We start from the raw sequence: 21,986 nt of genomic DNA on the forward strand, positions 1-21,986 counted from the left end.
CCCGCCGGGGGCCGAGAATGAAGCCATGAGTCAGCAGGGCGCGGACGACTGGTGGCAGAAGCTCTACGAGGGCCCGGACGCGGGACCGGAACCCGACCCGGGGGACACCCTGGACAACCGATTCCGCTCGGCGGCGGGCGTGACGACGGACCCGGCACCGGCCCCGGTTCCGGCACCGGACCGTGCGCCGGACCCGGACCGGGGGCCGCCGGAGCCCCCGCGCGCCCCGGAGCCGCTCCTGCCCGGCCCCCGGCAGGGGGACGCCGAGCCGGCGCCGCCACCAGCGCCGCCGCTCCCCACCCCGGGCCCGGCCCCGACTCCGACCCTGCCCACGCTCCCGCCGCCGCGGGATCCCCGGGCGGGCGACGCCACCGGATACGCCCTCGGGGGCGTGGCCGTACCCCCGGTCCCCGGACCCGAACTGCCGGTACGGCACTGGGAGCCGCCGCGCGGGGAGCCCTGGTCCGATCCGCAGCCGCGACCGCTGCCGCGACCGGAGCAGCAGCCGGAACCGGAACAGGGGCCCGTGGCGGCGCCCGGGCCCGAGCCGGTGGCGGCCGGCCCCGCGCCCGTCCGGCCCGAGGTGTCCCACCTGGGCGACCGCGCACCCACCTACGCCCCGGAACCGGGGGCCCTCCCGCCGGCCGACCCCGCCGCCCTCGACGCACTGACCCCGGACACCGTCCTGGAGGGCGCCCGCTACGGCACCTACACGCTGCGCGCCGCCTCCCTGCGCGGGGACTCCGCCCGCTACCGCGGCGAGGTCCGCCGGGACTTCCTGCTCACCGCCCGCTTCGGCAGTGGCGACGACGCCCTGGTCCTGGTGGCCCTGGCGGGCGGGGACCGGGCCGCCCCCGGGGCCGCCGAGGCCGCCGCCGAGCTGTGCCGCACGGTCGCGGGCGCCGTCGGGCGGAGCCAGGACAGGCTGGCCGACGACATCCGCGCCGGGCGCCGCGACGCCCTGCGGTCGGGCCTCCAGCGCCTCACCGACCGCGGGTACGGGCGGCTGCGGGCCCGCGCCGCCGAGCTCGGGCTCGCCGAGACGGCGTACACCGCGGGACTGCGCGGGCTGCTGCTCCCGGTGGACCCGCAGTGCCGCACCCGGGTGTGCTTCGGCGCCGGCGCGGGCGGACTGTTCCGGCTCCGCGCGGGGCAGTGGCAGGACCTGGAGCCCGCCGGGCAGGCCGAGGACACCGAAGGCGGTTTCCGGTTCCGCGCGGCCGTGGCCCGGCCCGGGGACACCCTGCTCCTGTGCTCCGGGGGCCTGGCGGACCCGATGCGGGAGGAGGCCGCCCTCCCGGCGGAGCTCGCCGCACGCTGGGCCGAGCAGGAGCCGCCGGGTCTCGCGGCCTTCCTCGCGGACACCCAGCTCCGCCTCAAGGGGTACGCCGACGACCGCACGGCCGCCGCGGTCTGGGAGGCGTAACCGGCGCACCCGTGGCTGGATGGGAGGCACACGCAACACGACCGGAGCCGGACCGGAGACCGGAAGGGTGCCCCTCATGGCCAAGCAGAACGTGGCGGAGCAGTTCGTCGACATCCTCGTACGGGCCGGCGTACGCCGGATGTACGGGGTCGTCGGCGACAGCCTCAACCCGGTGGTGGACGCGATCCGCCGGACGGACGGGATCGACTGGATCCAGGTCCGCCACGAGGAGACGGCGGCCTTCGCGGCGGGCGCCGAGGCCCAGATCACCGGCCGCCTCGCCGCCTGCGCGGGCTCCTGCGGCCCGGGGAACCTGCACCTGATCAACGGGCTGTACGACGCCCAGCGCTCCATGGCCCCGGTCCTCGCCCTCGCCTCGCACATCCCCTCCAGCGAGATCGGCCTCGGCTACTTCCAGGAGACCCACCCCGACCAGCTCTTCCGCGGGTGCAGCCACTACAGCGAGCTGATCTCCAACCCGCAGCAGATGCCCCGGCTGCTGCAGACCGCCGTACAGCACGCCATCGGCCGCAGCGGGGTCGCCGTCGTCGCGCTGCCCGGGGACATCGCCTCCCTCCCCGCTCCCGAGAAGGCCGTCGAGCACGCGCTCGTGACCGCCCGGCCGACGGTGCGGCCCGGGGACGGCGAGATCGAGAAGCTGGTCCGCCTCGTGGACGAGGCGGACCGGGTCACGCTGTTCTGCGGCAGCGGCACGGCCGGGGCGCACGCCGAGGTGATGGAGTTCGCCGGCCGGGTCAAGGCGCCCATCGGGCACGCCCTGCGCGGCAAGGAGTGGATCCAGTACGACAACCCGTACGACGTCGGCATGAGCGGGCTGCTCGGCTACGGCGCGGCGTACGAGGCCACCCACGAGTGCGACCTGCTGATCCTGCTCGGCACCGACTTCCCGTACAACGCCTTCCTCCCCGACGACGTGAAGATCGTCCAGGTGGACATCCGCCCCGAACACCTCGGCCGCCGCTCCCAGTTGGACCTCGCGGTTTGGGGCGACGTACGGGAGACCCTGCGCGCCCTGAACACGAGGGTGCGGGCGAAGACGGACCGGCGCTTCCTGGACCGGATGCTGAAGAAGCACGCGGACGCGCTGGAAGGGGTGGTGAAGGCCTATACGCGCAAGGTGGAGAAGCACACGCCGATCCACCCCGAGTACGTGGCCTCGGTCCTCGACGAACTGGCCGACGAAGACGCCGTGTTCACCGTCGACACCGGCATGTGCAATGTGTGGGCGGCACGCTATCTTTCCCCGAACGGCAAACGGCGCATCATCGGCTCCTTCAGCCACGGCTCCATGGCCAACGCCCTCCCGCAGGCCATCGGGGCACAGTTCACCGATCGGAACCGTCAAGTGGTGTCGATGTCGGGTGACGGTGGTTTCTCGATGCTGATGGGAGATTTCCTCACCCTGCTGCAGTACGACCTGCCCGTCAAAGTGGTCCTCTTCAACAACTCGTCCCTCGGAATGGTCGAGTTGGAAATGCTGGTTTCCGGCCTGCCCTCCTACGGGACGACGAACAAGAATCCCGACTTCGCGGCCATCGCGCGCGCGGCGGGCGCCTACGGGGTCCGCGTGGAGAAGCCCAAGCAGCTCACAGGGGCTTTGAAGGACGCGTTCCGGCATCCGGGACCCGCTCTGGTGGATGTGGTGACGGACCCCAACGCCCTGTCGATTCCACCAAGGATCAAAGCCGAAATGGTGACCGGATTCGCACTGTCCGCCAGCAAGATCGTGTTGGACGGCGGGGTGGGGCGCATGGTCCAGATGGCTCGATCCAACCTCCGCAACGTACCCCGCCCATAAGCCCGCAGGAGTGCGGAACCGCCCGGGGGGCATGCATCCCGTAGACCTGTTCGAGAGTGGGAACGCGGGAGGGACATCGCCGTGCGGGTGGGGGCGAAGACCGGAAAGCTGTGGGGGAGAGGGAGGCCGGTGCCGCGCGAGCCGTCCGCCGACGAGGACGGGGGAGCGGTGGACACGCTGCGGATCACCCGGAGCGTGCGCCGGGCCGACCTGAAGGCGGTGGGCGAAATCCGCCGGGCTTTACGGGAGTTGATGCACCACCGGTGCCGATCCGATGCCGCCGAGGTGGCCGAGCTGCTGATCACCGAGCTCGTCACCAACGCCCTCGTCCACACCAACCGGGGCGCGGAGGTGCACGCGAGTCTTGCCGCCACCCGCTTACGGGTGGAGGTGCGGGACTACGCCGCACGCCGGCCCCGGCCGTACGTACCGACCGCCGACGACGGTACGCACGGCCGGGGACTCGTGCTGGTGCAGGAGCTCGCCGACGACTGGGGCGTGGACGCGCTGGCCCTGGGCAGCGGCAAGGTGGTGTGGTTCGAGCTCGACGGACGGCACGACGCGCCGTACGACGGAGGGCCCGCCTGAACGGCGGGCCCTCCGGGTTCCCCTGGAAGAACAGGACCGGTCATCCGAACTGCTGCTCCAGGTCCTTCAGTTTGCGCTCCAGCGAGTCCAGCCGGGGAATGGTCTGGGTGTCGTCCTCGGCGGTGAGGTCCACCGTCCGGGCGCCGGTCACATCAGTGGATTCGGTTCCGTTGACGGCCTGCAGGGAGGGCCGGCCGGGGGCCCCTCCCAGCGGTAGCTGGGGGAGTAGCGGCAGTTGCCCTGACTCGGGTATGGCCGGCTCCGCGCCGACCGGCGCGGAGCCCGCTCCCTGCGTCAGTTCCGGGAGCTCGACCTGGCGGCCGCGCGACCGCCCGAAGGCCCGGTTCTGCCGGCCCAGCGCCTTGATGCGCGCCCGGTCCAGCCGGTTCTGGTCGCGCCTGCGGTGCCGGTCCTGCTCCCTCTCCTTCTTGTCCTCGCGCACCTCGTCCACGGCCTCGTCGAGGGTGCGCACCCCCTCCAGCAGCATCAGCGACCAGGCGCCGAAGGTCTCCCGGGGGGCCCGCAGCCAGCGGACCATCCGGATCTGGGGCAACGGCCGCGGGATCAGGCCCTGTTCGCGCAGCGCCGCCCGGCGGGTCTGCTTGAGGGCGCGGTCGAACAGGACGGCCGCCGAGAGCGACATCCCCGCGAAGAACTGCGGGGCCCCGTCGTGGCCCAGGCCGCGCGGGGCGTGCACCCAGTTGAACCAGGCGGCCGCGCCCGCGAACAGCCAGACCAGCATGCGCGAGCCGAGGGCCGCGTCGCCGTGGCTGGCCTCGCGCACGGCGAGCACCGAGCAGAACATGGCGGCGCCGTCGAGGCCGAACGGGACCAGGTACTCCCAGCCTCCGGAGAGGTTGAGGTTCTGCCGGCCGAAGCCGACCAGCCCGTGGAAGGAGAGCGCGGCGGCGACCGCCGCGCAGCAGAAGAGCAGAACGTACGAAGCGGTTCCGTAGACGGCTTCCTTGCGCCGCCGCCGTTCCTCGCTGCGCTCCCAGCTGTCGTCGGCCGCGGCCTTCTCGCTCTCGCGCTTGCCACGGGCCAGTACCGCAACTGCCGCAAGTACGCCCAGGATCAGCAGGCTGCCGGGCAGCAGCCAGTCCAGCGATATGTCGGTCAGTCTCATGCGGATGTCCCTTGCCTCGCGTATGCGGCTGTGCGGCCGTGCGGCTTTCCGGGCGCCATAGTGGCGTAGCCGGTGAGCCGTGCACGCGGGTTTCGGGGCAAGTGGACGCCATCGGGGGGCGTGGCCCGCCGGATAGGGTGTTGTGGTTCGAACTGACGCCCGTACGGACCGAGTTGCGTTCGAATACGGTCAGTCGTACGGGGTGGGTTCAGGCGGCGGTCGCCGCGAGCCGGGCGATGCGCTCGGCGTCGCAGGTCCGGGGGCAGGTGACGCAGGTGTCCTCGGGGCGGATGGTGTAGAAGAAGCAGCAGCCGGCCCGGTCCCGGGTGGGCAGCTCCTCACCGGCGGGCCCGGTGAGCGTACGGAACCCCGCGCCTCCGGTGTACGGGGCCGTCGAGCCGGGCAGCAGTGCCTCCAGCTCGCTCATGGCGCGCTGCTCCTCGCCGAGCAGGTTGCCGACGTACCAGAGGCTCTCGACGACCTCGTCGGTCACCATGCCCCACAGGGCGCGGCGGCCGCGCCGCATGCGCGGGCCGAATCCCTCCAGCAGCGGTCCGAGGTGCTGGGCCACCGCAGCCCGCACCTCGTCGCGCAGCGCCTCCTCGTCGGGCACGACACGGGCCCCCGGGAGTGCGGCCGCCGGATCGTCCGGCAGGCAGGCGAACTCCCCGACGTGCACGCTCATCCGGCCGAGGGTCCGGTGGAAGGCCACCTCGGTGACCGGGAGGCGGGGGACCCGCCGGTGCAGGAACCAGGGGAGGGTGATCAGCAGGCAGGCCGGCCACGCGTACCGGTGCAGCCCGAAGCCCGTGATCACATCGGGGCGGGCCTGGGTGCCGTAGTCCCTCAGCACCTGGGCGTTGTCCCAGGCGAGGAAGGCGTCCAGGGCCGGCCCGCCGGCCGCGAGTTCGTCCGCGCCGACCCATCCCGCACCGCGAGGGACCGGGTCGTCCGCGGATCGCTCGATCACCCGCAGTCCGCCGTACGCCTCGGTCAGCCTGGCGAACGCATCCGCCACCGCAGAGCCGGGCGGGGCGGATGTGACAGCCGGGAAGGTCGTGACGGTCATGACGGGCCACCGAATCACAGAATCACACGATCGTTAACAGGTTAGCCTTACCTTACCCGATCGCAATCGATCCGCACCCTCTATTCTCTGGACAGGTCGAGACCCGGAGGAGGACCGCGTGCACGAAACGGCCCACGCCCGGGTACCGGCACAAAGACGCAAGGTGTTGCGCCATTCGGTGCGCGCGCAGGTGCTCGACGCACTGCGCGCGGCCCTGGTCGACGGAGAGCTGGTGCCGGGCGAGATCTACTCGGGCCCGGCCCTGGGGGAGCGCTTCGGGGTCTCCGCCACGCCCGTGCGCGAGGCGATGCAGCAGCTGGCCGCGGAGGGGGCGGTGGAATGCCTCCCGAACCGGGGGTTCCGGGTGCTCTCCCGCACCCCGCGGGAGCTCGCGGAGCTGGCGGAGGTACGGGCGCTGCTCGAAGTCCCCGTGATGCTCCGGCTGGCCCGTACGGTGCCCGCGGACACCTGGGAGGCCCTGCGGCCGGCCGCCGCGGCCACGGCGGAGGCGGCGGCGGCCGGTGACCTTCCGGGGTACGCGGAGGCGGACCGGGACTTCCACCGCGCCGTGCTGAGGCTGGCCGGCAACGCGCAGCTGGTGCAGGTGGCGGAGGAGCTCCACCGCCGGGCGCAGTGGCCCCTGCCGGGCGCTCCGCGGGCCCGGCGGGCCGATCTCGTCGCCGACGCGGCGGAGCACTCGGCGCTGCTGGAGGCCCTGATCGCGCGGGACCTCCCGGTGGTCGAATCCCTGGTGCGCGAACACTTCGCGGGCTCGCCGGCCTGACCGGCCACCGGGCGCTGGGGGCGCCGCCCCATCGCCCGGCGGGCCGAACCGGCTACGCCGCGGGCGAGGGGGCCGGATGGAGCTGGTCCGCCAGCCAGGTGGGGACGCCGCCCAGCAGATGGAACAGGCGGCGGGCCTCCGCGCGCAGGCGGGTGGCCTCCGGTTCCGGTTCGGCCTCGGCCAGCGCCGCCAGCGCCGGGGCAGTGCCGATCAGGAAACCCAGGTCCTCCCGGATCCGCAGGGACTCCGCGAAGCCCTTGCGGGCCTCGGCCACCTCCCCGTCCCGCAGGGCCAGCGCGGCCAGGTGCCGCCAGGTGAAGGACAGCAGCAGGGTGTCCCCGTGCGCCTCCGCCCCCGCGTGGGCCCGGTGGTAGGCGGGACGGGCCGACTGCGGGGCGTCCGCCAGGTGCTCGGCGACGAGCCCCCGCCGGAAGTCGAGCAGCGGGCGGGTCCGGGACTCCGGGGAGAGCAGCGCCGCCGCCCGGCCCAGCGCGGAGCGCGCCTCGTCGGCCCGGTCGCGTACGCCGAGCACGGTGGCGGCGTAGGCCAGATGGCCCCGTTCGCACGCGGCCGCGCCCCGCTCGTCGTCGTCCCGGGCCACCGCCTCCGCGATCCGCAGCGCGTCCTCCGCCTCCGCCCAGCCCTGCCCGGTGAACAGGCACCGCTCGACGAGCAGCGCCGTCCGCTGCACGGCCGCACCGACGTCCGGCAGGTGCGGCGTCAGGAGCGCCGCCGCGTCGGTCCAACAGCCGCGCGAGCGCAGCCGCCATATCGCCCGCTGGAGGGGGTCGTCTCCCCCGGTTGTTCCGGCACCCGACATGGCGGTATCCGCCACATTGCCCTCCCCAAAGCAACCAAGCAGCACATCGTTGAGCCCTGGGGCGAAATGAGAGCACGGATCCACGGCATCGGCCAAGGGGTTGGGTGAACTCTTTCACAAAGTCCGGACGGATCATCAGCCGCCCCGCGGCCGGAGGGGTTCGGCCACGGGCGGATCTTCTCAGCTCATCCGCAGTGCCAGGAAGAAGTCGAGCTTGTCCTCCAGCCGCGACAGGTCGCGCGCCGTCAACTGCTCGATCCGCCCGACGCGGTAGCGCAGCGTGTTGACGTGCAGGTGCAGACGCGTCGCACAGCGGGTCCAGGAACCGTCGCAGTCCAGGAAGGCCTCCAGCGTCGGGATGAGCTCCGCGCGGTGGCGCCGGTCGTAGTCCCGCAGCGGGTCCAGCAGCCGGGCGGTGAAGGCGCGGCGGACGTCGTCCGGGACGAACGGCAGCAGCAGCACGTGCGAGGCCAGCTCGTGGTGGCCCGCCGCGCAGACCCGGCCAGGGCGCGCCGCGGCCACCCGGCGGGCGTGCCGGGCCTCCTCCAGCGCCCCGCGCAGCCCCTCGGCGGAGTGCACGGCCGCGCTGACGCCCAGCGTGAGCCGGCCGTCGTCGGCCAGACCGGCCGCCAGGGGGTCCCGTACGGTCGCGAGGAGGGCGTCGGCGTGCAGGGCGGAGTCCGGGCCCTTGTCCTCCCCGGCGTCCCCGGACAGCGAGGGCAGCGGCACGAGGGCGATGGCCTCGTCACCCGCATGGGCCACCGCGATCCGGTCCGAGGGCTCGGGCCCCGAGACCGACGGGTCGACGAGGATCTCCTCCAGCAGCGACTGGGCCACCGGGCCGCCGGGGATGTCCCCGCCGTCCCAGTCCACCCGGGCCACGACGACCTGCCAGTGCGGGGCGGCGCCCAGCCCGGGCAGCAGCACCGGGGCCGCCACCCGCAGACGGGCGGCGATCTCGGCGGGCGGAGCACCCGTCTGGACCAGTTCCAGGACCTCCTGTGCGAGGCGGCGGCGCACCGTGCGCGCGGCGTCCCGCCGGTCGCGCTCCACGGCGATCAGCTGGGTGACGCCCTGCAGCAGGTCCAGGCGCTCCGCGGGCCAGTCGCCCGCGTCCGCCTCGACGGCCAGCAGCCAGTCCGAGAGCACCGTCTCGCGCACGTCCCGGGCGCCCGGACCGGTGGCGCCGCGGCCGTGTCCCCTGATCGGGAAGAGCGAGTAGGTAATACCCTGGATGGAGATCCGATGCGGCCCCCTGCGGCCCGTCCGGACCGCCGCAAGGTGCTCGCTCGCCAGTGCTGCGCACACGCCCGGCGCCAGCGGCTCGCCCGCCCCGGCGATCTGCCGGCCGGTGGGGGACAGCACCCAGGCCCGGAGATCGAGGTCGGTGGTGAGCAGATCGAGCACCACGTCGGGGCCGCCGCCGGCCGGACCCGAGGTCATCAGACGGCGATGCCGGTCCACGACGGCCGCCAGGTCTCCGGCGCGCTCACCCGAAACCTGCCGTACGACGTATTCGGTGATCGTGGCGAATGCAACGTCCTCGTTGACCGCGAACAGCGGCAGCCGATTGCGCACGCAGGCCGAAACAAGATCGTCGGGAATGGCCTGGAGCTCCGCCTCGCCCGCGGCGAGCCCGGCGACGCCCGCGCTCGCCAGGATTCGTACGAAAGGCTCGGAGTCGGCTGAATTTCGCCGCCAGGCCAGGCCGGTCAGGACCAGTTCGCCCCCCGACAGGTATCGGCTGGGATCGCGCAGGTCGGTCGTCATGACCCCGCGGACCGTCCGGTCGAGTTCACCCTCGCCGCCGAGCAGCCGCAGCCCCAGCGCTTCGGTTTCCAGCAGTGCGCGCAGCCGCATGATGTCGCCGCCGATCTGTCTCGAATGTTGCCGTTGGAAATCGGGCAGGTCGTCGCATCCTGCCTTTCATACGAATCTACAAGACGAGGGAGGCCGTCAGCCAACTCCTTCATGGTTTCAGTGACTGCACCCGGGGGCGGGCGGCTTGTGTACTGGGTCCACACCGCGTTAACAGCACGTGAACGACCAGTCGAGGACTCGCAGGCCTCCTGGCTTGAAGTAAACGACACGATGAAGAAGAAGAGAGCCGCTCTATGGACTTCCTTCGCCCCGCCAGCTGGGAGGAGGCGCTCGCCGTAAAGGCCGAGTTCCCCACAGCTGTGCCGATTGCGGGTGGCACCGACGTGATGGTCGAGATCAACTTCGACCACCGTCGGCCGGAGTACCTCCTGGACCTGAACCGCATCGGTCTGCTGCGGGAGTGGGAGGTCGGCGAGGATGTGGTTCGCCTGGGCGCCTCCGTCCCGTACACGCAGATCATGGAGAACCTCCGCACGGAGCTCCCGGGACTCGCGCTCGCCTCGCACACGGTCGCGTCCCCGCAGATCCGTAACCGCGGCGGCGTCGGCGGCAACCTCGGTTGCGCCTCTCCGGCCGGCGACTCCCACCCCGCGCTGCTCGCGGCGGGTGCCGAGGTCGAGGTGGAGTCCGTACGCGGCTCGCGCCTGATCCCGATCGACGAGTTCTACACCGGCGTGAAGCGCAACGCGCTCGCCGCCGACGAGCTCATCAAGACCGTCCACGTCAAGAAGGCGGACGGACCCCAGCAGTACTCCAAGGTCGGCTCCCGCAACGCGATGGTCATCGCGGTCTGCGCGTTCGGCCTGGCGCTGCACCCGGAGACCCGCACGGTCCGTACCGGTATCGGGTCGGCCGCGCCGACCCCGATCCGGGCGAAGGCCGCCGAGGAGTTCCTGAACGCCGCGCTCGAAGAGGGCGGCTTCTGGGAGTCCGGCAAGGTCATCACCCCGTCGATCGCCAAGCAGTTCGGTGACCTCGCCTCCGGCGCGGCCAACCCGATCGACGACGTCCGCGGCACGGCGAAGTACCGCCGTCACGCGGTCGGCATCATGGCTCGCCGCCAGCTCGTCTGGACCTGGGAGCAGTACCGCGGTACCGGCAACGGCCGCTCGCTTGAAGGGGCTGCGTAATCATGCGCGTCAATTTCACGGTCAACGGCCGTCAGCAGGAAGCCGACGACGTGTGGGAGGGCGAGTCCCTCCTCTACGTCCTGCGCGAGCGCCTGGGCCTGCCGGGTTCGAAGAACGCCTGTGAGCAGGGCGAGTGCGGTTCCTGCACCGTCCGCCTCGACGGCGTGCCGGTCTGTTCCTGTCTCGTGGCCGCCGGCCAGGTCGAGGGTCGCGACGTCGTGACCGTCGAGGGCCTGGCGGAGTTCTCCAAGCAGCGCGACGAGCACGGCCACGGCGGTGCCTGCGCCGCCGGCGGTGGCTGCGGCAGCAAGGGCGTGTCCCTGGACGCGGCCAAGCAGTGGCAGGCGCACGGGCCGGGCAGCGAGCTCCGCTCGCGGGCCGGCGACTCGCAGACCGGTGAGGGCACCCCGCTCTCCAACGTCCAGCAGGCGTTCATCGACGCCGGCGCCGTCCAGTGCGGTTTCTGCACCCCGGGTCTGCTGATCCAGGCGGACGCGCTCCTGGAGGAGAACCCCTCTCCGTCCGACCAGGACATCCGTGAGGCCCTGTCCGGCAACCTCTGCCGCTGCACGGGCTACGAGAAGATCCTCGACGCGGTCCGCCTCGCGGCCGCCCGTCAGGGAGAGGCGGTCTGACCATGGCTCAGAAGACCCGCACCGTGCCCGCAGGTACGCCGACGAACGTCACCCAGAAGCACAACAAGGGCGGCATCGGCGAATCGATTCTTCGCCCGGACGGCACCCTCAAGGTCACCGGTGAGTTCGCGTACTCCTCGGACATGTGGCACGAGGACATGCTCTGGGGCCAGACCCTGCGCAGCACCGTCGCCCACGCCGAGATCGTCTCCATCGACATCTCCGAGGCGCTCGCCATGCCCGGCGTGTACTCGGTCCTGACGTACGACGACCTGCCCGCCGAGATGAAGAACTACGGCCTGGAGATCCAGGACACCCCGGTTCTCGCCAACGGCCGGGTACGTCACCACGGTGAGCCGGTCGCCCTCGTGGCCGCCGACCACCCGGAGACCGCCCGCCGCGCGGCCGCCAAGATCAAGATCGACTACCGGGAGCTGCCGCTCGTCACGGACGAGGCCTCCGCCCTCGCCGCCGACGCGCCGCTGATCCACGAGGGCCGCGACGACCACCACATCGGTCACGTCCCGCACCCGAACATCGTGCACCGCCAGCCGATCATCCGCGGCAACGTGGAGGAGGCCCGCAAGCGCGCCGACGTCATCGTCGAGGGCGAGTACACCTTCGGCATGCAGGACCAGGCCTTCCTCGGCCCGGAGTCCGGCCTGGCCGTGCCGTCGGAGGACGGCGGTGTCGAGCTCTACGTCGCCACCCAGTGGCTGCACTCGGACCTCCAGCAGATCGCCCCGGTCCTGGGCCTCCCGCCGGAGAAGGTCCGTATGACGCTCTCGGGCGTCGGCGGTGCCTTCGGCGGCCGCGAGGACATCTCGATGCAGATCCACGCCTGCCTCCTGGCCCTGGCCACGAACAAGCCGGTCAAGATCGTCTACAACCGGTTCGAGTCCTTCTTCGGCCACGTGCACCGCCACCCGGCGAAGCTGTACTACGAGCACGGCGCCACCAAGGACGGCAAGCTCACGCACATGAAGTGCAAGATCGTCCTGGACGGCGGCGCGTACGCGTCCGCCTCCCCGGCGGTCGTGGGCAACGCCTCCTCGCTCTCGGTGGGTCCGTACGTCCTCGAGGACGTGGACATCGAGGCGATCGCGCTCTACACGAACAACCCGCCCTGTGGCGCGATGCGCGGCTTCGGCGCCGTCCAGGCCTGCTTCGCCTACGAGGCCCAGATGGACAAGCTCGCGGAGAAGCTGGGCATGGACCCGGTCGAGTTCCGCCAGCTGAACGCCATGGAGATGGGCACGGTCATGCCGACCGGCCAGGTCGTGGACGCCCCGGCGCCCGTCGCCGAGCTGCTGCGCCGGGTCAAGGCCCGCCCGCTGCCGCCGGAGCGCCAGTGGGAGAGCGCCGGCGAGGGTGCGGACGTCCGCGCGCTGCCCGGTGGCCTCTCCAACACCACCCACGGCGAGGGCGTCGTCCGCGGCGTCGGCTACGCGGTCGGCATCAAGAACGTCGGCTTCTCCGAGGGCTTCGACGACTACTCGACCGCCCGCGTGCGGCTCGAGGTCATCAACGGCGAGCCCGTCGCCATGGTCCACACGGCCATGGCGGAGGTCGGCCAGGGCGGCATCACCGTCCACACGCAGATCGCCCGTACCGAGCTGGGCGTCACGCAGGTGACCATCCACCCGGCCGACACCCAGGTCGGCTCCGCCGGTTCCACGTCCGCCTCCCGGCAGACGTACATGACCGGTGGCGCGGTGAAGAACACCTGTGAGGCCGTCCGCGAGGCCCTCCTGGAGATCGGCCGCCGCAAGAACGGTTCGTACCACCCCGCGTGGGCGACCGCCGAGCTGCTCCTCGAAGGCGGCAAGGTCGTCACCGACGGCGGCGAGGTCCTCGCGGACATCGCCGACATCCTCGAGGACGAGGCGATCGACCTCGAGCTCGAGTTCCGTCACGCGCCGACCGAGCCCTTCGACCTGGTCACCGGCCAGGGCAACGGCCACGTCCAGTACACCTTCGCCGCGCACCGTGCGGTCGTCGAGGTGGACACCGAGCTCGGCCTGGTCAAGGTCGTCGAGCTGGCGACCGCGCAGGACGTCGGCAAGGCGCTCAACATGCTTTCCGTGGTCGGCCAGATCCAGGGTGGAACCACCCAGGGCCTCGGCGTCGCGATCATGGAAGAGATCATCGTGGACCCGAAGACCGCGAAGGTGCGCAACCCCTCCTTCACGGACTACCTGATCCCGACCATCCTCGACACCCCGACCATTCCGGTCGACGTCCTGGAGCTCGCCGACCCGAAGGCGCCGTACGGCCTCCGCGGTATGGGCGAGGCACCGACCCTCTCGTCCACCCCGGCCGTCATCGCGGCGATCCGGCAGGCGACGGGTCTGGAGATCAACAAGACGCCGATCCGTCCGGAAGCCCTTACCGGGACCCTCTAGGACGGCGTGGCCCGGGGGCCGTGAGGCCCCCGGACCCCCTCAGACTCTCCGGGTGGTGCGCATGGGAACGTCACACTTCACCGCGCACCGCCCGGAGGACCTACGAAGTACCGCACCGCTCGCGGTCCCTTCACCTGGCAGTACCCCTGCAAGAACCTCCGTAGTACCAGCGGTCACCCCCGCACTACCCGCAGTACACGCAGTGCACATTCGCGTCGCCTCGGGCCGTCACCCCGGGTCGTGCAGCCAAACGCACCATCCCAAATCCCGCGTCTCCAATCTCCAAGCGGGTGCCCCTTTGAACCTTGGGAGTTAGGCACCATGACCCAATCGTCAGTAGAGCCGAAGACCACGGCGGAAGAGGCCGGCGAAGGCTCTCAGCCGCCCGCCGGACGGTCCTGGCTCGACCGCTACTTTCACATAACGCACAGAGGTTCCAACGTCGGCAACGAGGTCCGTGGCGGTATCACGACCTTCATGGCCATGGCGTACATCCTGCTGCTCAACCCCCTGCTCCTGTCGGGCAAGGACGTCGCCGGCACGGTGATGGACGGGTCGGCGATCATCACCGCCACCGCCTTCGCCGCGGCCGTCACCACCCTGCTCATGGGCTTCGTCGGCAAGGTGCCGCTCGCCCTTGCCGCCGGTCTCTCCGTGTCCGGCGTGCTGGCCTCGCAGGTGGCCCCGCAGATGACCTGGCCGCAGGCCATGGGCATGTGCGTGGTCTACGGCGTCGTGATCTGTCTCCTGGTCGTCACCGGCCTCCGAGAGATGATCATGAACGCGATCCCCCTCGCGCTCAAGCACGCCATCACCATGGGCATCGGCCTCTTCGTCGCCCTGATCGGCTTCTTCAAGGCCGGCTTCGTGGGCAGGGGTCCGGAGTTCGGTCCCCCGGTCCAGCTCGGCGCGGTCGGTGAGCTGTCCGGCTGGCCCGTCATGCTCTTCTGCATCACCCTGATCTCCATCTTCATGCTCCAGGCCCGCAAGGTGCCCGGCGCCATCCTGATCGGCATCGTCGGCGGCACCGTCCTGGCCGCGATCCTCAACGCCGTCGTGGACATCGACCCGAAGGCCTGGAAGAACGGCCCGCCGGAGCTCGACGGCTCCGCGGTCTCGATGCCGAACTTCTCGCTCTTCGGTGACGTCTCCTTCGGCGGCTGGGGCGACGTCGGCTACATGACGGTCGGCATGATCGTCTTCACCCTGGTGCTCGCCGGCTTCTTCGACGCCATGGCCACCATCATCGGTGTCGGCACCGAGGCCAAGCTGGCCGACGACAAGGGCCGCATGCCGGGCCTGTCCAAGGCGCTCTTCATCGACGGCGCCGGTGGCGCCATCGGTGGCGTCGCGGGCGGCTCCGGTCAGACCGTGTTCGTCGAGTCCGCGACCGGCGTCGGCGAGGGTGCCCGCACGGGCCTCGCCTCCGTCGTCACCGGTCTCTTCTTCGCCGCCTGCCTCTTCTTCACCCCGATCACGCAGATCGTCCCGGGTGAGGTCGCCTCCGCGGCCCTGGTCGTCATCGGCGCGATGATGATGCAGAACGCCCGCCACGTGGACTGGGCCGACAGCGCGACCGCGATCCCGGTCTTCCTGACCGTCGTGATCATGCCGTTCACGTACTCGATCACGGCCGGCGTCGCCGCCGGTGTGATCTCCTACGTCGCCATCAAGATCGCTCAGGGCAAGGCCCGGGAGATCGGCGGCTTCATGTGGGCGCTGACCGCGATCTTCGTGGTCTTCTTCGCCCTGAACCCGATCGAGCACTGGCTCGGGGTCGCCTGACCCGGCCGGACCCGGTCCTGACGAGTACCGCACCCTCCACGTATCCGATACTGGAACCGAACCTCTCCGAGGAGGCCCCCCATGCTGGACATCGCCGAAGAGCTGAACCGGTGGGTCGAGCAGGGACGTGACTTCGCCGTCGCCACCGTCGTGGCGGTCGGCGGGAGCGCCCCCCGGCAGCCCGGGGCCGCACTCGCCGTCGACAGCGAGGGCACGGCCATCGGCTCGGTCTCCGGCGGATGCGTGGAGGGCGCGGTGTACGAGCTGTGCCTGCAGGCGCTTGAGGACGGCGAGACCGTCCAGGAGCGCTTCGGGTACAGCGACGACGATGCCTTCGCCGTGGGTCTGACCTGCGGCGGAATCATCGACATCCTGGTCACCCCGGTCCGTGTGGGCTCGCCCGCACGGGAGGTGTTCGCGGCCGGCCTGGCCGCCGCGGCCCGCGGCGAGGCCGCCGCGGTGGCCCGGATCGCGCAGGGCCCGGCGGAGCTGATGGGCCGCGCCGTGTTCGTCCGTACCGAAGGTGCCCACCAGGGCGGCTTCGGCGGACACCCCGAGCTGGACCGCACCATCGCCGAGGAGGCCCGCGCCATGCTCGACGCGGGCCGGACCGGCGTGCTGGAGATCGGCGCCGACGGCAGGCTCTGCGGAGAGCCGCTGAAGGTGCTGGTCGAGTCCAGCGTCCCGCCCCCGCGGATGATCGTCTTCGGTGCCATCGACTTCGCTTCCGCCCTCGTGCGGATCGGCAAGTTCCTCGGCTACCGGGTGACGGTGTGCGACGCGCGGCCCGTCTTCGCGACGAAGACCCGCTTCCCCGAGGCGGACGAGATCGTCGTCGACTGGCCCCACCGCTACCTGGAGAGCACCGACGTGGACGGCCGGACCGTCCTGTGCGTGCTCACCCACGACGCCAAGTTCGACGTCCCGCTCCTCGAACTGGCCCTCAGGCTTCCCGTCGCCTACGTCGGCGCCATGGGCTCCCGCCGCACCCACGAGGACCGCAACGAGCGGCTGCGCGAGGTCGGTGTGACCGAGCTCGAACTGGCCCGGCTTCGCTCCCCGATCGGCCTGGACCTCGGCGCCCGCTCGCCGGAGGAGACCGCGCTGTCCATCGCCGCCGAGATCGTGGCGAACCGCCGCGGCGGCAGCGGCGCGACCCTGACCGGCGCGCACATCCCGATCCACCCGGACGTCTCGAACAGGCTGATCGACAGGATCGGTTCCGTCGCGTGACTGCGTGACTGCGTGACTGCGTGACTGCGTGGCGGCTGACTGCGTGACGGCCGAAGGTGAGAAAAGGGCGCGCCCCGTGGGGGTTGCGCCCTTTTGGCGTTCCCCCTATTTTACCGGCCGGTAATAGGAGGCACCCTCTCCATCCCTTTCCCGTAGCGGAGTTGAACGGATGTTGCGAACCGTGCGAACCCTGGGCCTGCTGGCCGCGGCCACCCTGCTCACCGCCGTCGCGCCGGCCCCGGCCGGTGCCGGTACCGGCCCTGGTGACGGCACCCGTGGCGGCCTGCGCGAGGTGCTCTTCGTGGGCAACAACTGGGAGGGGACCGCCGACGTCCTCGCCTCCACCGGCGACCTCGCCAAGGTCGGCCGGATCGACGTGGTCCCCGACAAGGCGGAGCGGCTGCGCGAGATCTACCTCAACCCCGTGAAGCTCGCCTTCTTCCTCGGCATCCGGGAGAGCGCCGGCGAGGGACACGACCAGTTCGTCGACGACATGTACACCACCCCGGACGGCTCCGCCGTCGTCGTCTCCCGCCCCAGCTTCGCCGACGTCGTGTCGGTCGACCTGGCCTCCGGGCGCATCAACTGGCGCTTCCCGGTGTCCGGATACCGGTCCGACCACATGGCGGTGTCCCCGGACGGGACCCGTGTCGCCGTCTCGGCCTCCACCTCCAACACCGTGCACGTCCTGGACATCACCACCGGACGCCAGGTCGGCTCCTTCGGCACCGGGGACAAACCGCACGAGAACACCTTCACCCGCGACGGCCGCTTCCTGTGGAACAGCTCCATCGGCGAGGTGAACACCGCTCTGGACGCGCCCTGGCTGGACTGGACGAAGGGCGACCGCAAGATCACCGTGGTCGACGCGCAGACCTTCCGCACCGTGCGGGTGATCGACATGCGCGAGCGGCTGGACGCCTTCGGCCGCCGGGACCTGTCCGACGCCGTCCGCCCGGTCTCCTTCAGCCCCGACGAGTCGAAGCTCTACTTCCAGGTGTCCTTCTTCAACGGATTCCTGGAGTACGACGTGCCCTCCGACCGGATCACCCGCCTCAAGGCCCTCCCGATGAACCCCGCCACCAGCACCGACCGCACCACCTGGGTCAACGACTCCCGCCACCACGGCATGTCCATGAGCCCCGACGGCGCGAAGCTCTGCATCGCGGGCACCATGGACGACTACGCCACCGTCGTGGACCGGGCCACCCTGGCCGAAGGGCCGCTCGTGCCGGCCGCCAAGCCGTACTGGGCCACGGTCGACGGCGACGGCAGCGCCTGCGTGATCTCCGAGAGCGCCGCCGACCGGGTCACGGCCATCGACTTCGCCACCGGCACCAAGCGGGTCTCCGTCCCCGTCGGCGACCATCCCCAGCGCGTCCGGCTCGGTCATGTCCCGGCCGGCTGGACGGGTCCCGCCGCCCGGTAGCCGCGTGGCCCGGGGGGCCGGAGGGTCGGGCGAGGTCTGTGAACCGGTCGAACGCGGCAACCCGGTTATTTTGGGGTGACCGGTCCGCGATGACCGATTAGTCTCGCGATCATGGTGGACATCCGCGAAGTACCCGAGTCCGACATCGACCGTGCTCTGGAGCTCGCGTACCTGGTCTTCCACGACCGGCCCGAGAAGGAGGCCCGGGAGAAACACCACGCGCTGCTCGCGAGTTGCGACCGGATCGGCGCCTACGACGGCGCCGCGCTGGTCGGTTCCATGGCCGCGCACGACTTCCGGCTCTCCGTGCCCGGGGCGGACCTGCCCTGCCCCGGGCTCACCTTCGTCTGTGTCGCCCCCACCCACCGCCGGCGCGGCGTCCTCACCGGCCTGATGACCGAGATGCTCCGCAGGACCGCCGCCGCGGGCGCTCCGATCGCCGCCCTCTGGGCCTCCGAAGCCGCCATCTACGGCCGCTTCGGCTACGGCAGCGCCACCACCGGCGCCACCATCGAGATCGACTCCACCCGCCCGCTGGCCCTGCGCATCGACCCGGACCGGCGTCCGCTGCGACTCGTCGACCCGGAGGAGGCCTTCGCCGTGATCGGGCCCTTCCACGAGGCCGCCCGCGCCGGGCGGGCCGGCCGCCCCACCCGCAGCGAGGTGCGCTGGCGCGACGAGTGGCTGGCCGAACAGGACGAGGAGGACGAGGAGCTGAGCCCGCCGCGCATCATCGTCCTCGGGGAGCCCGGTCAGCCGATCGCGGGCTACGTGCTCTACCGCACCAAGCCGGAGGACGACGCCGCGGCCGTCCGCGTGCCGGGCCGGGTCCGGGTCGACGAGCTGGAGGCCGACACCCCGGCGGTCGCCGCCGCGCTGTGGGAGTGCGTGGCCTCCCTCGACCTCACCGGCAAGGTCTCGGCGTGGGGCCGCCCGGCCGACGACCCGCTGCTGCACTTCGCCGCGGACCGGGACCAGGTACGGGTCACCGCCCAGTTCCCGGCGCTCTGGGTGCGCCTGGTCGACGTGCGCGCCGCCCTGACGGCGCGGTCCTGGGCCGCGCCGGTGGAGGTGGTGCTGGAGGTGCACGACGTACAGCTGCCCGCCAACGCCGGGCGGTTCCGGCTCAAGACGGGGCCGGGCGGGGCGACGTACGAGTACGACCACGCGGACTCCGCCGCCGACCTGGCCCTGGACGTACGCGAACTGGCCGCGTGCTACCTCGGCGGCACCCGGGTCGAGGAGCTCGTCGCGGCCGGACTGGTACGGGAGCACACGCCCGGTGCGGCGGCGGCGCTGGACGCGGCCCTGCGCACGGCCGTACTGCCGCACACGAGCGACGAGTTCTGACGTACGGCGGGGGCTGGTGGCCGGGGGGCGGGGGAGCGGGATCGTCCCCGCCCCCGCCGCCCGGTCACCGGATCAGGCGGGCAGGGAGATCCGGGCGGCCGCCATGCCGAAGCCGTCGCCCAGGATGCGGGTGGACAGCAGGTCGGGCTGGGCGTGCAGGTCCTCGGCACGGTAACGGCGGATCTTCTCGTGCCAGTTGAGGATGCCGGCGTGCCAGTCCTTCAGCTCGCCCACGTACGCGTCCAGCGCCTCCCGGGCCTCGGCGCCGAGCTTCCAGTCGTCGTAGAGCAGCGGCAGCTGGGTCGCCACGATGTGCTCGAACTCCTCGGTCCGCTGCGTCATCAGCGCGTGGCAGATGTGCAGGGCCTGCGGGTAGTCGATGTCGAAGAAGTTCCGTGTGACCAGGACGTAGTTGTGGACCTCGCCCTCGACCTCCACCTCCTTCTGGTAGGAGTAGATGTCGTTGATCATGCAAGCGGCGTCCGCGACCGCGTTCTCCAGTGAACGGATGGTCCCGGAGGCGTAGATCTCCTCGGGGATGCCCCGCCCCTGGTGCCCGAGGCGGCACAGGTACATCGTGAGGTGACTGCCGAAGGTGTGGCGGCGCATCTCCGCGTAGTCCACGGGGTCCGGGATGCGGTTCTGGATCTGGTTGTCCACCTCCCACAGCCAGCTCTCCAGCATGCTGACCAGGGTGGCCCGGAACTCGGTGCGCTGCTCGACGCGCATGGCGGCGCTGGTGCGCACCCAGAGGTCGGCGAGAGCGCGCTCCATCGCGGTCACCGGCTCCGGCCGGTCGGCGTGGTCGACCGGGATCATGGCGATCAGGCGGGCGGTGGTCGCCTTGGCCGCCGGAAGGTTTCCGCCCCGGCCGAAGACCACCGGGTAGTAGTCGTCCCCGTACGTGCCCCAGGTCAGCCAGCAGGCGTTGAGGACCAGCTCCTCCGGTGTGGCGTCGGGGTCGATCCCGGCCGAGCAGACGGCGAAGTCGAAGCCCCGCAGCCGCTCCTCGGTCCAGATCGCCGAGCCGGGGTCACCCGGCTGCGGGTCCAGCAGGCCCATCCGCCGGGACCAGGCCACGGACTCCTCGCGCGCGTGCGCCAGGTGCGGGCTGAGGCTGAGCCGGTGCGGCATGTAGATGTCCGGGATGACGGAGGGGCCGGTGCGTTCGAAGGGGACGTGGGTGAAGGAGCGGTGGCGCAGCTCCATCGAGCGCCTGGCGAACACGGACCGCAGGTCGAGCGCGGTGGTGCCGAGCCCGGACGGCAGGAAGGGCAGCCTCGCCGGGGCGGTGGGCCTGGCCTCCTTGTTCATGTAGCGGCTGGAGACCATGTGCCACTCGTGGCCTCCGGACTGCCAGTCCTGCAGACCCTTGGTGTAGGCGAGGACGGCGGCGATCTCCGCAGGGTCCAGGGCGTGGTCGGCGAAGAGCTGCGGGAGCTCGACGAGCGCGGTCTGCTCGAACTGCTGGAGGCGGGAGGTGAGCAGGTCGTTGGAGGCCTCGGCGGCCACCTGGGTGGTGCAGCCGAGGAAGGTCTCCAACACCAGGATGGCGTTGGAGAGTTCGCCCTCGTCGGCGACCTCGCGCTCGTAGGAGAAGATGTCGTTCCTGATGTGCACGGCATCGGAGAAGGCGTCGCGCAGGACGCCGAGCGCGCGGGAGTGCGCGACGCGCGCCGGGACCTCGGCGGACACGTACTCGATCAGGCCGGCCGACCAGGGGGCGCCGCCGACCTTGCGGCGCATCTCGATGTACTCGAGCGGGTTCGCGACACGCCCGATGTTGATGTTGGCGAGCTCCCACATGGACTCGTTGAGGAGGTTCTTCGTCGACAAGGAGAACCGTTCCCGCCAGTCGGCGGACATCGCGGGAACGGTCCGCGCCCAGAGGTCCGCGAGTCCCGCTTCCACCGGGTTGGTGGGTTCGGGGAAACCGCCGGACAGGTCCATCGGCATGAAGGCGGCGAGCCGATCGAGGTACTCCTTGGCGCCGTCGCGGTCCTGCGAGCGCTTGTACATCTCCAGGAAGTGGTCGTCGAAGAAGAACACCCACACGTACCAGTCGGTGACCAGCGCCAGCGCGTCGCGGTCGCAGTCGGGGTGGGTGTACGAGCAGAGCAGCGCGTAGTCGTGCGAGTCGAGGTCGCTCTCCTCCCAGACGCCGGAACCCTCCAGCATCCCGAAGTCGCGCGCCCACTGCTTGGTGTGGGTCCGCGCGTCCTCGAGGTGGGGGTTCAGTCGCGCCGGATAGGGCACATAGAAATCCGGCAGTTGAAACGGCTGCGTCACGGCGGGCTCGGCCTTTCGTCCATGGGTACGGGAGCCCGGTCGCCCCGGTCCCCCGCACGAGATCAGCAGTGCCCTACCCGTGATGCGCAGGGGACAAGGGTGATTTCACTTCATCAGGTGACGCACCACTCGTTCCGCGACGCGGGGCCCCGCCGGGGGCTAAGGCGGGGGGGGGGGGGCGGGTCGCTCCCAGGGGAAGCCCACCCGCTGGCGGTCG

At 71.6% G+C, this 21,986-nt stretch carries 15 protein-coding genes and 1 pseudogene; 11 read left to right on the forward strand and 5 right to left on the reverse strand.

Translation table 11 applies throughout. The features are described from left to right. Nucleotides 1-25 precede the first annotated feature (25 nt). The 3 genes from ACGFZK_RS04535 (at nucleotide 26) to ACGFZK_RS04545 (ending at nucleotide 3,833) form a co-directional block, all read left to right on the forward strand. Complete coding sequence (locus ACGFZK_RS04535) at nucleotides 26-1,426, forward strand: protein phosphatase 2C domain-containing protein (RefSeq protein WP_393847355.1); 1,401 nt, start codon at nucleotides 26-28, stop codon at nucleotides 1,424-1,426. A 76-nt stretch (nucleotides 1,427-1,502) separates the two neighbouring features. Further along, nucleotides 1,503-3,245 carry a pyruvate dehydrogenase gene (locus tag ACGFZK_RS04540; protein ID WP_393847356.1) on the forward strand — a complete coding sequence of 581 codons (1,743 nt, stop codon included), beginning with the start codon at nucleotides 1,503-1,505 and terminating at the stop codon, nucleotides 3,243-3,245. A gap of 195 nt (nucleotides 3,246-3,440) precedes the next feature. Beyond that, the gene (locus tag ACGFZK_RS04545; RefSeq protein WP_393847853.1) at nucleotides 3,441-3,833 is read left to right on the forward strand and encodes an ATP-binding protein; all 393 of its coding nucleotides are present in this window, start codon (nucleotides 3,441-3,443) and stop codon (nucleotides 3,831-3,833) included. 40 nt (nucleotides 3,834-3,873) lie between these two features. On the opposite strand, the gene ACGFZK_RS04550 is transcribed toward ACGFZK_RS04545, so the two are convergent. Both ACGFZK_RS04550 and ACGFZK_RS04555 read right to left on the reverse strand, forming a co-directional pair. Next, a complete protein-coding gene (locus ACGFZK_RS04550; protein ID WP_393847357.1) occupies nucleotides 3,874-4,959 on the reverse strand; it encodes a DUF2637 domain-containing protein in 1,086 nt (361 codons plus the stop codon). Nucleotides 4,960-5,167: 208 nt separating this feature from the next. Next, nucleotides 5,168-6,028, reverse strand: coding sequence for a (2Fe-2S)-binding protein (locus tag ACGFZK_RS04555; protein WP_393847358.1), 861 nt, complete (start codon nucleotides 6,026-6,028; stop codon nucleotides 5,168-5,170). A gap of 139 nt (nucleotides 6,029-6,167) precedes the next feature. On the opposite strand from ACGFZK_RS04555, the pseudogene ACGFZK_RS04560 reads away from it, so the two are divergent. Further along, nucleotides 6,168-6,812: pseudogene (locus ACGFZK_RS04560) on the forward strand (GntR family transcriptional regulator); the annotation flags it as partial. Nucleotides 6,813-6,864: 52 nt separating this feature from the next. Here ACGFZK_RS04560 and ACGFZK_RS04565 read toward each other — a convergent pair. Together ACGFZK_RS04565 and ACGFZK_RS04570 are read right to left on the reverse strand one after the other, a co-directional pair. Continuing rightward, a complete protein-coding gene (locus tag ACGFZK_RS04565) occupies nucleotides 6,865-7,632 on the reverse strand; it encodes a hypothetical protein (protein ID WP_393847854.1) in 768 nt (255 codons plus the stop codon). Between the two features lie 180 nt (nucleotides 7,633-7,812). Further along, nucleotides 7,813-9,492 (reverse strand): PucR family transcriptional regulator, encoded by a 1,680-nt coding sequence (locus ACGFZK_RS04570; protein WP_393847359.1) that lies wholly within the window; start codon nucleotides 9,490-9,492, stop codon nucleotides 7,813-7,815. Between the two features lie 254 nt (nucleotides 9,493-9,746). Between ACGFZK_RS04570 and ACGFZK_RS04575 the strand changes: the two genes are divergently transcribed. The 7 genes from ACGFZK_RS04575 (at nucleotide 9,747) to ACGFZK_RS04605 (ending at nucleotide 19,480) form a co-directional block, all read left to right on the forward strand. After that, complete coding sequence (locus ACGFZK_RS04575; RefSeq protein ID WP_393847360.1) at nucleotides 9,747-10,643, forward strand: FAD binding domain-containing protein; 897 nt, start codon at nucleotides 9,747-9,749, stop codon at nucleotides 10,641-10,643. 2 nt (nucleotides 10,644-10,645) lie between these two features. Continuing rightward, nucleotides 10,646-11,278 carry a (2Fe-2S)-binding protein gene (locus tag ACGFZK_RS04580; RefSeq protein ID WP_393847361.1) on the forward strand — a complete coding sequence of 211 codons (633 nt, stop codon included), beginning with the start codon at nucleotides 10,646-10,648 and terminating at the stop codon, nucleotides 11,276-11,278. A 2-nt stretch (nucleotides 11,279-11,280) separates the two neighbouring features. Next, the gene (gene pucD, locus ACGFZK_RS04585; protein WP_393847362.1) at nucleotides 11,281-13,683 is read left to right on the forward strand and encodes a xanthine dehydrogenase subunit D; all 2,403 of its coding nucleotides are present in this window, start codon (nucleotides 11,281-11,283) and stop codon (nucleotides 13,681-13,683) included. A gap of 321 nt (nucleotides 13,684-14,004) precedes the next feature. Continuing rightward, the gene (locus ACGFZK_RS04590) at nucleotides 14,005-15,468 is read left to right on the forward strand and encodes an NCS2 family permease (protein WP_393847363.1); all 1,464 of its coding nucleotides are present in this window, start codon (nucleotides 14,005-14,007) and stop codon (nucleotides 15,466-15,468) included. Between the two features lie 81 nt (nucleotides 15,469-15,549). Then, nucleotides 15,550-16,701: an XdhC family protein gene (locus ACGFZK_RS04595; RefSeq protein ID WP_393847364.1), complete on the forward strand. Its 1,152-nt coding sequence runs from the start codon at nucleotides 15,550-15,552 to the stop codon at nucleotides 16,699-16,701. Nucleotides 16,702-16,870: 169 nt separating this feature from the next. After that, the gene (locus ACGFZK_RS04600) at nucleotides 16,871-18,130 is read left to right on the forward strand and encodes a YncE family protein (RefSeq protein ID WP_393847365.1); all 1,260 of its coding nucleotides are present in this window, start codon (nucleotides 16,871-16,873) and stop codon (nucleotides 18,128-18,130) included. 111 nt (nucleotides 18,131-18,241) lie between these two features. After that, nucleotides 18,242-19,480, forward strand: a complete 1,239-nt coding sequence (locus ACGFZK_RS04605) for a GNAT family N-acetyltransferase (protein ID WP_393847366.1) — start codon at nucleotides 18,242-18,244, stop codon at nucleotides 19,478-19,480. Between the two features lie 72 nt (nucleotides 19,481-19,552). Here ACGFZK_RS04605 and ACGFZK_RS04610 read toward each other — a convergent pair whose 3' ends face one another. After that, nucleotides 19,553-21,769, reverse strand: a complete 2,217-nt coding sequence (locus ACGFZK_RS04610; protein ID WP_393847367.1) for a germacradienol/geosmin synthase — start codon at nucleotides 21,767-21,769, stop codon at nucleotides 19,553-19,555. Nucleotides 21,770-21,986: the final 217 nt, after the last annotated feature.

The sequence above is a fragment of the Streptomyces sp. NPDC048257 genome, from assembly GCF_043201855.1.
Classification (GTDB): domain Bacteria; phylum Actinomycetota; class Actinomycetes; order Streptomycetales; family Streptomycetaceae; genus Streptomyces.

Excerpts from the sequence above, each read along its gene's own strand:
- ACGFZK_RS04535 (WP_393847355.1), top strand. The coding sequence starts at position 26 with ATGAGTCAGCAGGGCGCGGACGACTGGTGGCAGAAGCTCTACGAGGGC.
- ACGFZK_RS04600 (WP_393847365.1), top strand. The coding sequence starts at position 16,871 with ATGTTGCGAACCGTGCGAACCCTGGGCCTGCTGGCCGCGGCCACCCTG.
- pucD (WP_393847362.1), top strand. The coding sequence starts at position 11,281 with ATGGCTCAGAAGACCCGCACCGTGCCCGCAGGTACGCCGACGAACGTC.
- ACGFZK_RS04555 (WP_393847358.1), bottom strand. The coding sequence starts at position 6,028 with ATGACCGTCACGACCTTCCCGGCTGTCACATCCGCCCCGCCCGGCTCT.
- ACGFZK_RS04540 (WP_393847356.1), top strand. The coding sequence starts at position 1,503 with ATGGCCAAGCAGAACGTGGCGGAGCAGTTCGTCGACATCCTCGTACGG.
- ACGFZK_RS04605 (WP_393847366.1), top strand. The coding sequence starts at position 18,242 with ATGGTGGACATCCGCGAAGTACCCGAGTCCGACATCGACCGTGCTCTG.
- ACGFZK_RS04570 (WP_393847359.1), bottom strand. The coding sequence starts at position 9,492 with ATGCGGCTGCGCGCACTGCTGGAAACCGAAGCGCTGGGGCTGCGGCTG.
- ACGFZK_RS04550 (WP_393847357.1), bottom strand. The coding sequence starts at position 4,959 with ATGAGACTGACCGACATATCGCTGGACTGGCTGCTGCCCGGCAGCCTG.
- ACGFZK_RS04595 (WP_393847364.1), top strand. The coding sequence starts at position 15,550 with ATGCTGGACATCGCCGAAGAGCTGAACCGGTGGGTCGAGCAGGGACGT.
- ACGFZK_RS04575 (WP_393847360.1), top strand. The coding sequence starts at position 9,747 with ATGGACTTCCTTCGCCCCGCCAGCTGGGAGGAGGCGCTCGCCGTAAAG.
- ACGFZK_RS04565 (WP_393847854.1), bottom strand. The coding sequence starts at position 7,632 with ATGTCGGGTGCCGGAACAACCGGGGGAGACGACCCCCTCCAGCGGGCG.
- ACGFZK_RS04590 (WP_393847363.1), top strand. The coding sequence starts at position 14,005 with ATGACCCAATCGTCAGTAGAGCCGAAGACCACGGCGGAAGAGGCCGGC.
- ACGFZK_RS04580 (WP_393847361.1), top strand. The coding sequence starts at position 10,646 with ATGCGCGTCAATTTCACGGTCAACGGCCGTCAGCAGGAAGCCGACGAC.